Source organism: Azospirillum argentinense (assembly GCF_000632475.1).
Taxonomy (GTDB): Bacteria; Pseudomonadota; Alphaproteobacteria; order Azospirillales; family Azospirillaceae; genus Azospirillum; species Azospirillum baldaniorum.
This window is the reverse complement of record NZ_CP007794.1, coordinates 699579-714161: the sequence shown is the minus strand read 5'-3', so window position 1 is coordinate 714161 and position 14583 is coordinate 699579. Positions and strand designations below refer to the sequence as shown.

At 69.2% G+C, this 14583-nt stretch carries 13 protein-coding genes; 10 read left to right on the top strand and 3 right to left on the bottom strand.

Annotated elements, in window-relative coordinates; genetic code table 11:
* The first annotated feature begins 14 nt into the window (after positions 1 to 14).
* The 4 genes from rnc to ABAZ39_RS17355 all read left to right on the top strand — a co-directional run bounded on the left by rnc (position 15) and on the right by ABAZ39_RS17355 (position 4319).
* Positions 15 to 764, top strand: coding sequence for a ribonuclease III (gene rnc, locus ABAZ39_RS17370; protein ID WP_014198742.1), 750 nt, complete (start codon positions 15 to 17; stop codon positions 762 to 764).
* Positions 757 to 1785 carry a GTPase Era gene (era, locus tag ABAZ39_RS17365; protein ID WP_040134152.1) on the top strand — a complete coding sequence of 343 codons (1029 nt, stop codon included), beginning with the start codon at positions 757 to 759 and terminating at the stop codon, positions 1783 to 1785. The genes rnc and era overlap by 8 nt, the downstream gene beginning before the upstream one ends.
* A gap of 81 nt (positions 1786 to 1866) precedes the next feature.
* The gene (locus tag ABAZ39_RS17360; RefSeq protein WP_051658209.1) at positions 1867 to 3282 is read left to right on the top strand and encodes a YcjX family GTP-binding protein; all 1416 of its coding nucleotides are present in this window, start codon (positions 1867 to 1869) and stop codon (positions 3280 to 3282) included.
* Positions 3279 to 4319, top strand: coding sequence for a YcjF family protein (locus ABAZ39_RS17355; RefSeq protein WP_040134151.1), 1041 nt, complete (start codon positions 3279 to 3281; stop codon positions 4317 to 4319). The genes ABAZ39_RS17360 and ABAZ39_RS17355 overlap by 4 nt, the downstream gene beginning before the upstream one ends.
* Positions 4320 to 4323: 4 nt before the next feature.
* Here the strand turns inward: ABAZ39_RS17355 and ABAZ39_RS37555 are convergent, their stop codons facing one another.
* On the bottom strand, positions 4324 to 5808 hold the full coding sequence (locus ABAZ39_RS37555; protein WP_051658208.1) for a tetratricopeptide repeat protein: 1485 nt from the start codon (positions 5806 to 5808) through the stop codon (positions 4324 to 4326).
* 340 nt (positions 5809 to 6148) lie between these two features.
* Between ABAZ39_RS37555 and ABAZ39_RS17340 the strand changes: the two genes are divergently transcribed.
* The gene (locus ABAZ39_RS17340; RefSeq protein WP_247874637.1) at positions 6149 to 6589 is read left to right on the top strand and encodes a hypothetical protein; all 441 of its coding nucleotides are present in this window, start codon (positions 6149 to 6151) and stop codon (positions 6587 to 6589) included.
* 58 nt (positions 6590 to 6647) lie between these two features.
* Positions 6648 to 6860 (top strand): hypothetical protein, encoded by a 213-nt coding sequence (locus ABAZ39_RS17335; RefSeq protein WP_040134149.1) that lies wholly within the window; start codon positions 6648 to 6650, stop codon positions 6858 to 6860.
* Positions 6861 to 6957: 97 nt separating this feature from the next.
* Here the strand turns inward: ABAZ39_RS17335 and ABAZ39_RS17330 are convergent, their stop codons facing one another.
* A complete protein-coding gene (locus ABAZ39_RS17330; RefSeq protein ID WP_014198751.1) occupies positions 6958 to 7584 on the bottom strand; it encodes an ATP-dependent Clp protease proteolytic subunit in 627 nt (208 codons plus the stop codon).
* A gap of 261 nt (positions 7585 to 7845) precedes the next feature.
* Between ABAZ39_RS17330 and ABAZ39_RS17325 the strand changes: the two genes are divergently transcribed.
* Positions 7846 to 8706 carry a glycosyltransferase family 2 protein gene (locus tag ABAZ39_RS17325; protein ID WP_040134148.1) on the top strand — a complete coding sequence of 287 codons (861 nt, stop codon included), beginning with the start codon at positions 7846 to 7848 and terminating at the stop codon, positions 8704 to 8706.
* Here ABAZ39_RS17325 and ABAZ39_RS17320 read toward each other — a convergent pair.
* On the bottom strand, positions 8664 to 9479 hold the full coding sequence (locus ABAZ39_RS17320; RefSeq protein WP_040134147.1) for a phosphodiesterase: 816 nt from the start codon (positions 9477 to 9479) through the stop codon (positions 8664 to 8666). The two genes, ABAZ39_RS17325 and ABAZ39_RS17320, sit on opposite strands and share 43 nt — an antisense overlap.
* Before the next feature lie 166 nt (positions 9480 to 9645).
* Here ABAZ39_RS17320 and ABAZ39_RS36195 point away from each other — a divergent pair, with 166 nt between their 5' ends.
* The 3 genes from ABAZ39_RS36195 to ABAZ39_RS17310 all read left to right on the top strand — a co-directional run bounded on the left by ABAZ39_RS36195 (position 9646) and on the right by ABAZ39_RS17310 (position 14417).
* The gene (locus ABAZ39_RS36195) at positions 9646 to 10014 is read left to right on the top strand and encodes a hypothetical protein (RefSeq protein WP_160174836.1); all 369 of its coding nucleotides are present in this window, start codon (positions 9646 to 9648) and stop codon (positions 10012 to 10014) included.
* A gap of 142 nt (positions 10015 to 10156) precedes the next feature.
* A complete protein-coding gene (locus ABAZ39_RS17315; protein ID WP_040134146.1) occupies positions 10157 to 11290 on the top strand; it encodes an efflux RND transporter periplasmic adaptor subunit in 1134 nt (377 codons plus the stop codon).
* Between the two features lie 4 nt (positions 11291 to 11294).
* A complete protein-coding gene (locus ABAZ39_RS17310; RefSeq protein ID WP_040134145.1) occupies positions 11295 to 14417 on the top strand; it encodes an efflux RND transporter permease subunit in 3123 nt (1040 codons plus the stop codon).
* Positions 14418 to 14583 lie beyond the last annotated feature (166 nt).

Genomic DNA, 14583 nt, shown 5'->3' with positions numbered 1-14583 from the left:
AACGGGGGACCCCCATGGCGTCCGACGCGGACGTGAGCGCCGATTCCGCCGACCTTGCGGAACTGGCCGCGGCCATCGGCCATCGCTTCGCCGACCCGCAACGGCTGGCCGACGCGGTCACCCACCCCAGCCTGATGGGGCTGGAGCGCAACGACCGCGGTGGGCGGCCCGAGCAGGGGCCGGGCCTCGCCTACGAGCGGCTGGAATTCCTGGGCGACCGGGTGCTCGGCCTCGTCATCGCGGAATGGCTGCTGGAGCGTTTCCCCAACGAACGAGAGGGCGCGCTTGCCAAGCGGCACGTCTCGCTGGTCCGGCGGGAGGCGCTGAGCCGTGTTGCCGGCGCGCTGCAACTGGGGCGTTACCTGCGCCTGTCCCCGTCGGAGGCGCAGGGCGGAGGGCGCAGCAACAACACCATCCTGGCCGACGCCTGCGAGGCGGTGATCGGAGCGCTGTATCTGGACGGTGGCATGGACAAGGCGCGGGACTTCATCCGCGGAGCCTGGGCCGGGCAGATCGACCGCGCGGAGCCGCCGCCGCTGGATTCCAAGACGGCGTTGCAGGAATGGGCGCAGGGCAACAAGCGGCCCCTTCCCACCTATGAACTGATCGAGCAGAGCGGCCCGGCGCACGAGCCGGTGTTCCGCATCGCGGTCCGGTTGAAGGGCATGGAGCCGGTGACGGCCACCGGCCCGTCCAAGCGGGTCGCCGAACGGAAAGCGGCCAGCGCCTTGCTGCGCCAATTGGGAGTGCAGGTCGATGACTGACGGCCGCGACAAGTTTGAAGACGACGATTTCGACGATAAGGACGAGGGCGTGAGCGAGAGCGTGGACGAGGGTGCCGACACTGGTGCCGAAGAAGGCGCCGAAGAGGCTGCCTATGTGCCCGAAAACCCGCGCTGCGGATTCGTCGCCCTGGTCGGCGCGCCGAACGCCGGCAAGTCGACCCTGCTGAACGCGATGGTCGGCTCCAAGGTGTCGATCGTCAGCTCCAAGGTGCAGACGACCCGCACGCGCGTGCTCGGCATCACCATCGCCGGCGACAGCCAGATCATCTTCGTGGACACGCCCGGCATCTTCAAGCCGAAGCGCCGGCTGGACCGCGCCATGGTGGCCGCGGCGTGGCAGGGGGCGGAGGACGCCGATCTGGTCGGCCTGCTGTTCGACGTGTCGCGCCGCAGCATCGACCAGGACACGCAGGGCATCATCGCCCGGCTGAAGGAGCAGGGGCGCAAGGCCATCCTGATCCTGAACAAGATCGACTTGGTACCGCGCGAGAAGCTGCTCGGCCTCGCCGACAGCTTCAACCAGGAAGGCATCTTCACCGACATCTTCATGCTGTCCGCCTCGACCGGCGACGGGGTGGAGCATCTGCGCGGCTTCCTGGCCGCCCGCATGCCGGAAGGCCCCTGGCATTACCCGGAGGACCAGATCTCCGACATGCCGATGCGCCTCCTGGCGGCGGAGATCACCCGCGAGAAGCTGTTCCAGCAGCTTCACCAGGAACTCCCCTACGCAGCGACGGTCGAGACCGAGCAGTGGGAGGAGTTCGAGAACGGGTCGGTCAAGATCTCCCAGGTCGTGTATGTCCAGCGCGACAGCCAGAAGGCCATCGTGCTCGGCAAGCAGGGCTCCCGCATCAAGGCGTTGGGGCAGGCCGCCCGCACCGAACTGGAAGAGATGCTGGAGCAGCGCGTCCACCTGATGCTGTTCGTCAAGGTGCGCGAGGATTGGGAGAACGATCCGGAGCGCTACGAGGCCTGGAACCTCGACTTCGGGGCGTCCTAAAGCACCGGTCAGGGTATAGGCGTGGGCGGACGGTCCCCCATATAGAGGGGCGATCCTTTCCCCCACACGGACCGGCTGACCGTGCGCGTGCCCATTTTCAACGACCTGTACGACGCCGGCTCGCGCCTGTTGGGCCGGGCCGGCGATCTCGTTTCCGGCGGCATCCTGGAGCAGGACGTCCGTCTCGGCGTCACCGGGCTGCGGCGGGCCGGCAAGACCGTGTTCGTCACCTCGCTGGTCGACAATTTGCTGAAGGCCGGGCGGCTTCCCTTCCTCGACGTGGTGTCCTCCGGCCGCTTCCAGGCCTCGCGCCTGCGCCCGCAGCCCGACGCCCAGGTCCCCCGCTTCGAGGTGGAGCAGCGGCTGGCCGAACTGGCCGGCCCGGCGCCCCATTGGCCGACCGAGACGCGCGGGATCAGCCAGCTCCGCCTGTCCATGCGCTACCGCCCGAACACCGTGCTGAAGCGCACGGTGCAGCCGGTCGCCACGCTGAATCTCGACATCGTCGACTACCCCGGCGAATGGCTGCTCGACCTGCCGCTGCTCCACCAGTCCTTCGCGGAATGGAGCGCGCTGACTTTGGAACTGGCCGGGCGGGCACCGCGCGACGAGCTGTCGGTTTCCTGGCGCGGCTGGCTCGCCACCATCGACACGGCGGCCCCGGCGGAGGAGGAGCAGGCGCGGCGTGGTGCGGCGCTGTTCACCGACTACCTGCACGCCTGCCGCCGCTCCGACAATCTGCTGAGCCTGATCCAGCCGGGACGCTTCGTCGAGCCGGGTGACATGGCGAACGCGCCGCTGCTGACCTTCTGCCCGCTGCCGGGCGAAAGGCCGCGCGTGCGTGGCAGCCTGTGGGCGCTGATGGAGGATCGGTACGAGGCGTACAAGACCAACGTCGTCCGGCGCTTTTTCGCCGATCATTTCGCCCGGCTCGACCGCCAGATCGTCCTGATCGACGTGCTGGGCGCGCTGAACTCCGGCCCGGCGGGCATGGCGGACATGAAGCGTGCCCTGGAGCTGAGCCTGGAGCCTTTCCGCCATGGGTCCAGCAGTTGGCTGGACTGGCTGCTGGGTCGGAAGATCGACCGCGTGCTGTTCGCCGCCACCAAGGCCGACCATGTCGCTTCGCACCAGCACAACAGCCTGCGCCACCTGCTGGACCGGCTGGTATCCGACGCGCGGGCCGGCATCCGCTTCGAAGGGGCGCAGGTGGAAACGATGGCCATCGCCGCCCTGAAATCCACCGAGACGGTGGTGACCGAGCATGAGGGGCGGCAGCTGCGCTGCGTTCGCGGCGTGCCGCTCGGCCGCGACCGCCCGACCGTGCTGTTCCCCGGCGAGATCCCCGAGGACGCCGACTTTCCGCCGGGGCAGGAGCGGCCCTACAACTTCATGGCCTTCCAGCCGCCCGCCGACCTCGCCCGCGAGGCGCGCGGCCTGCCGCACATCCGGCTGGATCAGGCCATGCAGTTCCTGCTGGGGGATTATCTGGAATGAGCGAGGACACGCGCGACCGCCGCTGGGTCCCGCCGATGGAGCTGGACCCCACCCGCGCCGCCGCCGTCCCCGCGGCGGAGGAGGAGGCGATCATCGCCGGCCCCCTGGCCGGCCCCCTGTCCGGTTCAGCGGCGGAGCGCCTTCCCGCGCTGTTGGCGGACGACCGGCCGCGCAGCCGGCTCGGCCGCTGGCTGGCCGGCTCGGTCGCCGCGCTGGTGCTGATCGCGCTGGGCTTCGACACCTGGGACCTGTTCAACCGCGCCTTCGCCACCAGCGCCGCGCTGGGCGTGCTGGTGGCCGCCGCCGTGACGGTGGCCGGTGGGGCGGCGCTGGCGATGCTGCTGCGCGAACTGCGCGCGCTGCGCCGCCTGCGCAAAATCGAGGAGTTGCGCGGCGAAGCCGGACGCCTGTCCACGGAGATCGTGACCAACGCCGGGGAGCCGGGCCACGCCGAGCGCTTCGCCGGGTCGCTGACCCGCCTCTATGACGGTCGGGCCGATCTGGCGCCCTCGCTGGAGCGGGTGCGCGACCATGTGACGGACGCCCACGATGACGCGGAGATCCTGCGCCTGCTCGACCGCGAGGTGATGGGGCCGCTGGACCGCCGCGCCTACCAGACCGTCCTGCGGGCGTCCCGCGACACGGCGGTGGCGACGGCGCTCAGCCCGGCGGCGGTCGTCGACCTCGCGGTGGTGCTGTGGCGGAACCTGAAGCTGGTGCGGGAGATCGCGGCGCTCTACGGCGCGCGGCCCGGCTATGTCGGGTCGATGCGGCTGCTGCGGCGGATGCTCGCCAACCTCGCCGTCGCCGGGGTGGCGGAAAGCGCCCACCACGTCGCCGTCGAGGCGCTGGGCGGCTCCATCGCCGCGGCCATCTCCACCCGCATGGGGCAGGGGGTGATCAACGGGCTGCTGACCGCGCGGGTCGGGTTGACCGCGATGCATCTGTGCCGTCCCATCGCCTTCGGGCCGGACAACCGCCCCAGCATGGGCCAGATCCGCAAGGAGCTGCTGTCCCTGCCGAAGCAGGTTCTGTAGCCGCTTACGGCGTGGGGAAGGGCAGGCCATGCCGGGGGTGGGCCCGGTCGTGGATCAGGGCGCGGTCGCGGATCATCGGCCAGACGATGCGGCGCAGGAAGCGATGGTCCTGCGCCCGGTCCGCCTCGGCGGCGCCGTGGCGCTCGGCCAGCGGCAGCAGGTCGGGCAGAAGCCCCGCGATCCCGCCCCAATGGCCGCCCGACATCACCTCCGTGTGCAGCACCCCGTCGCGCAGGACATGGAAGGGCCGGCCGGAGGCGACCCAGTCATCCACGGCGGCCTTCCCATCGGCGGACGGCAGCGCGCCCCAGTCTCGGCAGAGGAAGCGCGCCACCGTGGGGTCGTCGGCGGCGGTCAGGCGCCAATAGGGTCCGCCGGTCGGCGCGTCGACGGCCACCGCCACGAGGTCCGCCCCGGCCGCGGCCAATTCGCTTAACCGGTCGGCGGCAAGGGTGCCGTCGTGATAAACCCGGCAGGTCCACCCCGCATACAGCGCCACGGTCTGCCTCACAAGCTCCGCTGGGTCGTGAGCACCGGCGGGCTGGCCGCCCCACAGGCTGAAGGCTATGACGTTGCGCCGCCGGTCCTCGGCCCCGCGTGGCCGGGCGGGCAGCGGGGGCAGGGCGGGGGCCGTGTCCATGGCCGTGCGGTCCTTGAGGTCCAGCGCACGCTCGCCCCAGACCGCCGCCTCGTCTTCCCGGCCGAGCAGGGCGAGGGCGATGACGAGCCGGTCGATGGCGTCGAGATGGCGGGGGTCCAGCCGGGCGGCCCGCTCCAGCGCGCGGGCGGAGTCCTCAAGCCGGTCCACGCCCCCCAGCGCGACCCCGAGATTGAAGGCGGCGGACGGAAAATCCGGCGTGATGGCCAGGGCGTTGCGGTAGGCGAGGGTGGAGTCCTCCCGCAACCCCATCGCGAACAGGGCGTTGCCGTAGAGAAAGGCCACGTCGGCGTCCAGCGGCAGCAGTTCCGCGGCGCGGGCCAGCGGCGGCAGGGATTCGGTGCCCCGCCCCTGCTCCACCAGCAGGCGGCCTTCCTCGTGCCGGAGCGCTCCAAGGCGTTCCACCGCGATGGCGAGGGTGGGGGCGGAGGCGACGGCGCGCTCCAGGGCGGCGATGGCGCCAGGGGAGTGGCCCAGGATGCGCAGGGCGTTCGCCATGTCGGTCCAGGCTTCCGCGAAATCGGGCTGGAGAGCGACGGCCCGCCGGTAGTCCTGCACCGCCGCCTCTGGTCGTCCCGAGGAGCGTCGGATGTTGCCGCTGTTGGCGTGCATGTCCGCCGCCTCGGGCCGCTGGGCGATGGCGCGGGCGATGAGTTGCAGTCCGAGCGTCTGTTCCCCCACCTGCCCAGCCAGGACCCCCAGGAAATGCAGCGCGTCCGGCTGCTCCGGGTCCGCATCCAGGATGCGGTGATAGAGCTGCTGGGCCTCGGCCAGCCGGCCGGCCAGATGGTGTTCCAGGGCGAGCGCCAGCGCTTCCGCGATCGTAGCCATACATACAGGCTTAAGCACCCTGCCGCCCCTCCGCAAGTGTCACGGCTGTGAGAAAGGGTGGGAGGCGGTCCTGATGGTCCTGGAATGCGAAACCTTGGTGCCACAAACAGCCTGTGGGAATTCGTCCTTTGGACTAGCCGGAAAAAAGGTGAACGAACCCTTTACAATGCACGAGTGCGGCTGCAATATATCATCTGGATTGTCCACACATCGGTGTAATGTCATGAACGTGGCCATCGCCACCGCAACGGCTGCAAGGCCGTTGGCCTTCATGACGGCCCGCAACAGCGAGGCTGTTGAAACCGGGGCCGACACCGGGACTCCGTCCGCAAAGGACCCCGTGACCGGGCAGTCCGAGCCCCTCTCCGGACGCTACACGAAGACCGCATACCGCTACGATGCCGACGCGTCGCGGCTGGTGCTGCTGTTCCGCAGCCCGGAAGACGGGGTGACCCTCGACCAGATACCGACCGAGGCGGCTCTGCGGCAGTACCGTGAGGCGCAGAAGGACAGGAAGAGCGGCAAGGCGTCGCTTGAGCTTCTGGTTGGCGGCTCGGACGGGCAGGACCAGCCGAACGGCGCCGGCCAGAGCGGGACCTCCGCCAACGGTTCCCCCGTGCACCGCTGGGCCTCGGGCCAGTCCGGGGCCGGCGGGGGCCGCTCCACCCCGTCACAGGGGACTTCCGCGCACACGTCGCCGGTGGTAGCCTCGACACCGATGACGACCCATGCGGTGGCCGCCCCCTCGGCGGGGGCCGGTTCCGTCAACGTGGTCATCTGACCGACGCGGCGCGGACCGTACGGCGTCGGCCGTCTGTTTCCTTTGAAGGCATCCTCCGATGGCTCTCGACATTTCCTCCTCCACCCTGGGTGCCGCGGTCGGCTTGCGGCAGGCGCAGGGACAGATGGACTTCGGCGTGAAGACGCTGAACCAGACCGCGCAACAGCAGGATCAGGCGATCGCCACATTGCTTCAGGGCGGTTCGGATGGGTCGTCATCCGGCGGCAACGTGACGGCCACGCGCGGACAGAATCTGAACATCGTCGTGTAAACGGCTGATTCGGCGGGCTTGATCGCTCAAACCAGGCCGCGGCCATAAAAAAAGCCCCTCTCGCTGGAGAGGGGCTTTGTGCGTTCCGGAGGACCGCTTACTTCAGCTCGTCGAAGGTGTCGATGACGTGGCTGACGATGCCGTACTCGCGGGCTTCGTCCGCCATCATCCAGTAGTTCCGGTCGGTGTCCTTGGACACCTTCTCCACCGGCTGGCCGGTCTCGCGCGCGATGATGCGGTTCAGCCGCTCACGCATGCGGATGATTTCCTTCGCCTCGATGGCGATGTCCGTCGCCCGGCCACCGGTGCCGCCCAGCGGCTGGTGGATCAGGAAGCGGGTGTTCGGCAGGCAGAAGCGGTCTTCCTTCTTCGCGGCCAGGAAGATGTGGCAGCCGGCGCTGGCGACCCAGCCGGTGCCCAGCATCTTCACGCGCGGCTTCACGAAGCGGATCATGTCGTGAATGGTGTCGCCCGCCTCGACGTGGCCGCCGGGGGAGTTCACCACGACCGTGATGTCGTCGTTGCTCTCGTGGGCCAGAGCCAGCAGCTGGGCCGAGACGGCCTGCGCCAGCTTCATGTCGATCTGCCCGAAGATCAGCACCGTGCGCGCCTTGAAGAGGTTCGACTGCACGGCAGCGAACGGCGGCGGGGCGCTTTCCTTCGACTTCTCGTCCGGCTCCTGCTCGGGTTCGTCGTCGAAGCGGGTGTATCCGTCTTGCGCCATCGTTTTTGAACTCCCTGAGGTCGGCGTGTCTACCGGGGGGCTTTGGCTTGCGGGGGCCTGGGATGTCGGATGGGGACCGAACCACGCCACTCGTTTCTCCACATAGCCCGTATCGGTTCCTTGTTCAACGGGCCGCGACGCCAAATCCCACCCCCGCATCGTCATAGTCGCGCTCAGGCTGGCCGCATCGGTGCGGATCGCCGCTTGCCGACCATCGGGAAGGAGAGGCACACTGACCTTTGCACAATCGGAGGGCGGTGCATGGACGAGGGCAGCGGCGGGGGCGTCTCGGTCATCATTCCGGCCTACCGGGCGCAGGGCACCATCGCCCGCGCCGTGTCCAGCCTGCTGGCGCAGAGCTTTCCCCACTGGGAAGCGGTGGTGGTCAGCGACGACGGCGCCGACTACCGCGCCCTTCTGGCGGCCGCCGGCATCGCCGACTCACGCCTGACCTTCACCGGAACCGGCCGCGTCGGGTCCGGCGCCCCGGCGGCGCGCAACGCCGGGCTGCGCTGCGCGCGCCTGCCTCTGATCGCCCCGCTGGACGCCGACGACCGGTTCGAGCCGGACCGCTTGGCGCGGCTCGCCCCTCTGGCGGCGGCGCAGGGGGCGGCGGCGGACAACGTGGCGGTGGTGCGCGACAGCGACGGCGCGCCGCTCTCCACCCTGTTCCCGCCCGGTGCCGGGACCGCCACGCTGGACGCGGCGGCCTTTCTGGGAACCTCCGTTCCGATGTTTTTCGTGGTCCGCCGCGACCTCGTTCCCGGCTGGGAGGAGGGGGTCGATTTCTGCGACGACGTGGTCTTCAACGTCCAGGTCCTCGACCGGCTGGGCCGCCTGCCGCTCGTGCTGGAGCCGCTGTACGAATACCGGCAGCGGGAGGGGTCGATCACCTGCTCCGCCGACAGCGGCACGCGGGCGGACCTCTGCTACCGCCATGTGCTCGACCGGCTGGACGGCGACGGGCTGCGGATCGCCGACGCCGCGCTGCGCCACCGCTTCGCCGCCGCCCTGGACGCCAAGCGTGCCCTGAACGCCGCCTACATGGCCGCGCAGGCCGCCGGACGCTGCGCCAACTTTCAGGAGTTCCTGGCCTTGCGGGAAAACTCCCTGCCGGGATAATCGCCGATCACGCTCAGATGCGTCACCACCGTACCATCCGGTCGGAATTGATGAAGAGCGAGCGCGGACGGCTCCTCCGTCCAGCGGTAGGGCGGCTCCGGCGCCAGATCCAGCGCGATCTGGTAGGCCACGGACGGGGCGACGTAGCCGTGCGCCCCCTTCCAGGCGACCGCGGTCTGGCGGTGGGTGTGGCCGCACAGAACGGCCCGGACGTTGGGACGGCTCCGCACCAGCCGTCCCAACTCCTCCGCACCCTCCAGACAGCGCAACGTGTCCAGGAAGGCCAACCCGGTGTCGAAAGGCGGATGGTGGAGCGCCAGCACGGTCGGCCGCTCCGGCTGCTCGGCCAGACGCTCCTCCAGCCAGGACAGCCGGTCGGTGCACAGGCCGCCCACCGCCGAACCGGGGATGACCGAATCGAGCATCAGGATGCGGACCGGAAACCCCTCCACCGCGTGGTGAAGGAAGGGACCATTCATGGGCATCCAGCCGGTGCCGGCGAAAGTCCGGCGCAGTTCCGCGCGGTCGTCATGATTGCCCGGCAGCACGCGGAATGGGATGGCGAGCGATTCCAGCAGGGCGGACAGCGCCGCGTACTCGCCGGGTTTCGGCCCGTTGACGAGGTCGCCGGTGATGAGGACGAGGTCCGGGCGCGGCACCAGCGCGTTCAAATGGGCCACCGCGGCGGCGAGGCGAGCGTTCGTGTCGTAGGCGGTGGTCGGGGCGGTGCCGGGGGCCGTCACATGCAGGTCGGACATCTGGGCGATCAGCATCGGGCACCCCTTGGGACGCGAGGGTCGGAGAACCAAGGATTGTCACATCGCCGATTTCCCGGATGTCTTCAAGAGTCCAACCGGAGCAAAACTTCCTTTACGCTTCCGTGACAGGCTGAACCGTCGGCCGAACGACCGTCTTGCCGCCACTGCATCGGATCGGGGAATGAGCGCGTCCACCTCCGCCTGCCTGCTTGCGCGACTGCTGGCGTCCGGGAAGTTCTGGCTGAAGCGCGCCCGCATCGACTCCCCGGACCTCGGCGAGGGCACCCCGCCACCCGGCGCGGATGGCGTCTTGGTTGCCGATGTTCGCATCGAAGGCGATCGGATTCGTGCGGTTCTACCGGCGGGCGAAGCGCCCTGTTGCGCGCCCGGACTTTGCCTCGATGGCGCGCCGGTTCGTCCACGCGGTGGCTGCACCGCGGTTGCCCCCGGTCAACCCGCTGATTTGGCGGTGATTTTTCCCGATGGGGAGCGGTTGGAGATGGAGAAGGGCCGGGTTGTGCAGCCCGATCCGCCGCCGTCGCGCGCCTGAACCCTTGCAACCGTCTCGACTCCGGAACTGAACTGAACGATATAGTTCAGTTTACCGTCCGCCCCTCACAGCGGCCCGGTTGACACGAAACGCCCCGCGCGCCCGCCCGGCGGGCCAGCGGGCCTGTGCGGGTTCCGTATCCATGCGCCACACGCTTCGCATCGTCGCCCTTCTGGTTCTGGTCGCTCTCGGCGGCGGCGCCTACTGGTACTTCGTCAAGCAGGGCGGAACCATCAACACGCTCCTCGCCGGCAAGGTTCCGTCCCCTGGCGGCGCCTCCGCCGGCGGCTCGACGGCTGGCGGCCCGCCGGGCGGGGCGCCGCCGATGCCGGTGGAGGCTTCGCCGGTCAAGACCGGCACCGTGTCGCGTCAGGTCACCGCGGTCGGCTCGCTGCTGTCCAGCGAATCGGTGGTCATCCGGCCCGAGGTGGCGGGCAAGGTCTCCGAGATCGCCTTCCTGGAAGGGCAGGCGGTGAAAAAGGGGGCGGTGCTGATCCGGCTCGACGACTCCATCGCCCGCGCCACCCTTGCCCAGGCGCAGGCGAGCATCGCCTTTTCCCGCGCCGAGCTGGCCCGCGCCGACGAGCTGTACCGCCAGCGCACCGGCCCCGCCCGCAACCGCGAGCAGGCGCTCGCCAAGCTCCAGTCCGACGAGGCGGCGGTGCAACTCGCCAAGGCGCAATTGGAGAAGCTGACCCTGACGGCACCCTTCGACGGCGTGCTGGGCCTGCGCAAGGTCTCGGTGGGCGACGTGGTGGCGGCGGGCAAGGACATCGTGAACCTGGAGGCCATCGAGATCCTGAAGCTCGATTTCCGGGTGCCGGAGCTGTATCTGCCGACCGTCCGCACCGGCCAGACCCTGAAGGTCGCCGTGGACTCCTTCGGCGGGCGGACCTTCGACGGCACGGTCTACGCCATCGACCCGCTGGTGGACGTGAACGGCCGCGCCGTGGTGATCCGCGCCCGCGTCCCCAACAGCGACGGCGCCCTGCGCCCCGGCCTGTTCGCCCGGGTGGCCCTGACGCTGGACCAGACCCCGAACGCCGTGCTGGTGCCCGAGCAGGCGGTCAGCGCCTTCGGCAACAAGCAGTTCGTCTTCAAGGTGGTGGAGGGCAAGGCGGTGCAGACCACCGTCACGCTGGGCGAGCGCCGCAACGCCGAGGTGGAGATCACCGCCGGCCTGCAGCCCGGCGACGTGGTGGTGACCGCCGGCCAACTGAAGATCCGCGACGGCGCCCCGGTGGTGGTCGTGAACAACAAGCCGGCGGGGAGCTGAGCCGATGGTCCTCTCCGACATCTCCATCCGCCGGCCCGTCCTGGCGACGGTCATGAGCCTCGCGCTCATGCTGATCGGCATCGTGTCGTACCAGCGCCTGTCGGTGCGCGAATACCCGAAGATCGACGAGCCCGTCGTCACGGTGGAGACCACCTACAAGGGCGCGTCGGCCGAGATCATCGAAAGCCAAGTCACCCAGATCCTGGAGGACTCGCTGTCGGGCATCGAGGGCATCGACGTGATGTCCTCGATCAGCCGCGCCGAGAAGAGCCAGATCACCCTGCGCTTCCGCCTGGACCGCAACGTCGACACGGCGGCCAGCGACGTGCGCGACCGCGTCGGCCGCGTGCGCGCCCAGCTTCCCAACGAGATCGACGAGCCGGTCATCGCGAAGGTGGAGGCCGACGCGCAGCCGATCATCTATCTGGCCTTCTCCTCCGACCGCCATTCGCCGCTGGACGTGACGGACTTTGCCGACCGCTACGTCAAGGACCGGCTGCAGAACCTGCCCGGCGTCGCCCAGGTGCGAATCTTCGGCGAGCGGCGCTTCGCCATGCGGCTGTGGCTCGACCCGCAGCGCATGGCGGCCTACCGAGTCACCCCGCAGGATGTGGAGAACGCGCTGCGCAAGCAGAACGTCGAGATTCCGGCGGGCCGCGTCGAGAGCAAGGCGCGGGAGTTCACCGTCGTCTCCGAAACCGACCTGCGCACGCCGGAGGAGTTCGACCGCATCATCCTGCGCGACGACGGCGGCTATATGGTCCGGCTGAAGGATGTCGGCCGCGCCGAGCTGGGCGCGCGGGACGAGCGGGTCAGCGCCCGCTTCAACGGGCGCGGTGCCGTCGCCATCGGCGTGGTCAAGCAGTCCACCGCCAACCCGCTGGACGTGTCCAAGGCGGTGAACGAGGCGCTGCCGAAGATCCGCGCCGCCCTGCCGGAGGGGATGGGGGTGGATGTCGGCTATGACAGCTCCGTCTTCATCGCCAAGTCCATCGACGCGGTGTTCAGCACGATCTTCGAGGCCATCGTCCTGGTCGTTCTGGTCATCTTCGTCTTCCTGCGCAGCTTCCGCGCCACGCTGGTGCCGCTGGTGACCATCCCGGTGTCGCTGATCGGCGGCTTCGCGCTGATGTACGCCTTCGGCTTCTCGGTCAACACGCTGACGCTGCTGTCCATGGTGCTGGCCATCGGCCTCGTCGTGGACGACGCCATCGTGATGCTGGAGAACATCTACCGCCACGTCGAGGAGGGCGTGCCGCCCTTCCAGGCGGCCTTGCAGGGGTCGAAGGAGATCGGCTTCGCGGTCATCGCGATGACGATCACGCTGGCCGCGGTCTACGCGCCCATCGGCTTCATGACCGGCCGCACCGGCCGCCTTTTCTCCGAGTTCGCGCTGACGCTGGCGGGGGCGGTGATCGTGTCGGGCTTCGTCGCCCTGACCTTGTCGCCGATGATGTGCTCCAAGCTGCTGAAGCACCAGACCAAGCACAACGCGCTCTACAACACCATCGAGCGGCTGCTGAACGGGCTGACCAACGGCTACCGGTCCATCCTCCGCCTGTCGCTGAAGGCGCGTCCGCTGGTGCTGCTGGTCGGCGCGGTGGTGGCGGGGCTCAGCTACACGCTGTTCACCGGGCTGAAGTCGGAACTGGCGCCGGTCGAGGACCGCGGCACCATCGTCGGCATCGCCATCGCGCCGGAGGGCTCGACGCTCGACTACACGGAAAGCTACGCCAAGCGGATGGAGGACCTGTTCCGCCAGATCCCCATCGTCGAGAAGTTCTTCGTGGTGGTCGGCTTCCCGGTGGTCAACCAGGGCATCTCCTTTGTCCGTCTGATCGACTGGGACGAGCGCGACGTGAAGCAGCAGGCGATCACCGCCCAGCTCTTCCCCAAGATGTTCGGCATTCCCGGCATCCTGGCCTTCGTCACCAATCCGCCGTCGCTGGGCCAGAGCCCGGTGGACAAGCCGGTCAACTTCGTCATCCAAAGCTCGCTGCCCTACGACGAGCTTCAGAAGATGGTCGACGGGCTGATGGCGGAGGCGCGGAAGTTCCCCGGCCTGACCAACCTCGACACCGACCTGAAGCTGAACAAGCCGGAACTGCGCATCACCATCGACCGTGACAAGGCCGCCGACCTCGGGGTGGATGTGGAGACGGTGGGCCGCACGCTGGAAACCCTTCTGGGCGGGCGGCAGGTCACGCGCTTCAAGAAGGAGGGCAAGCAGTACGATGTGGTGGTCCAGGTCGGCGACGTCGACCGCCGCAACCCGGACGACATCGCTTCCATCTACGTCCGCGGCACGCCGACCATGGCGGCGGAGGCGGGTGTGGCCACCAGCACCGGGGCGATGATCTCGCTCGCCAACCTCGTCCACATCGAGGAGCGGGTGGCGCCCAAGGAGTTGAACCACTTCAACAAGCTGCGCTCCGTCACCATCACCGCCACGCTGGCGCCGGGCACCTCGCTGGGCGAGGCGCTGGGCTATCTCCAGGCGGCGGCGAACCGCGTGCTGCCGGCCACCGCCCAGACCGACTATGCGGGGCAGAGCCGCGAGTTCCGCGAATCGGCGACGGGCCTGTACTTCGTCTTCATCCTGGCGCTGGCCTTCATCTATCTCGTGCTGGCGGCGCAGTTCGAGAGCTTCATCGATCCCTTCGTGATCATGCTGACGGTGCCGCTGTCGATGACCGGCGCGCTGGCCGCCCTGCATTTCACGGGCGGGACGATGAACGTCTACAGCCAGATCGGCTTGGTGACGCTCGTCGGCCTCATCACCAAGCACGGCATCCTGATCGTGGAGTTCGCCAACCAGCTCCAGCGCGAGGGGGTGGACATCCGCAAGGCGGTGGAGGAGGCCGCCGTGCTGCGCCTGCGCCCGATCCTGATGACCACCGGCGCCATGGTGCTGGGCGCCGTGCCGCTCGCCAACGCCCATGGGGCCGGTGCGGAGAGCCGGCAGGCTATCGGCGCGGTGATCGTCGGCGGCATGCTGCTGGGCACCTTCCTGACGCTGTTCGTGGTGCCGACGGTCTACAGCTACATCGCCAAGAAGAAGCCCCTCCCGGCGGTGGACGGCTCCGCCGGCCACCCCACGGGTGCGCACCCTCAGCCGGCGGAGTGACCATCGGTCGAAGGGTGCATTCCGAATCCCCTCTCCCCTCCGGGGAGAGGGTTAGGGTGAGGGGGATGTGCGTGTCGGTACGTCCGGCAAATGCACATCCCCCTCACCGGCCCTTCGGGCCACCCTCTCCCCGGAGGGGGAGATGGCTAAAAAGGCCAAATGCGAC

Coding starts and splice junctions, on each gene's coding strand:
- rnc (WP_014198742.1), top strand. CDS start 15: ATGGCGTCCGACGCGGACGTGAGCGCCGATTCCGCCGACCTTGCGGAA.
- era (WP_040134152.1), top strand. CDS start 757: ATGACTGACGGCCGCGACAAGTTTGAAGACGACGATTTCGACGATAAG.
- ABAZ39_RS17355 (WP_040134151.1), top strand. CDS start 3,279: ATGAGCGAGGACACGCGCGACCGCCGCTGGGTCCCGCCGATGGAGCTG.
- ABAZ39_RS37555 (WP_051658208.1), bottom strand. CDS start 5,808: ATGGCTACGATCGCGGAAGCGCTGGCGCTCGCCCTGGAACACCATCTG.
- ABAZ39_RS17335 (WP_040134149.1), top strand. CDS start 6,648: ATGGCTCTCGACATTTCCTCCTCCACCCTGGGTGCCGCGGTCGGCTTG.
- ABAZ39_RS17330 (WP_014198751.1), bottom strand. CDS start 7,584: ATGGCGCAAGACGGATACACCCGCTTCGACGACGAACCCGAGCAGGAG.
- ABAZ39_RS17325 (WP_040134148.1), top strand. CDS start 7,846: ATGGACGAGGGCAGCGGCGGGGGCGTCTCGGTCATCATTCCGGCCTAC.
- ABAZ39_RS17320 (WP_040134147.1), bottom strand. CDS start 9,479: ATGCTGATCGCCCAGATGTCCGACCTGCATGTGACGGCCCCCGGCACC.
- ABAZ39_RS36195 (WP_160174836.1), top strand. CDS start 9,646: ATGAGCGCGTCCACCTCCGCCTGCCTGCTTGCGCGACTGCTGGCGTCC.
- ABAZ39_RS17315 (WP_040134146.1), top strand. CDS start 10,157: ATGCGCCACACGCTTCGCATCGTCGCCCTTCTGGTTCTGGTCGCTCTC.
- ABAZ39_RS17310 (WP_040134145.1), top strand. CDS start 11,295: ATGGTCCTCTCCGACATCTCCATCCGCCGGCCCGTCCTGGCGACGGTC.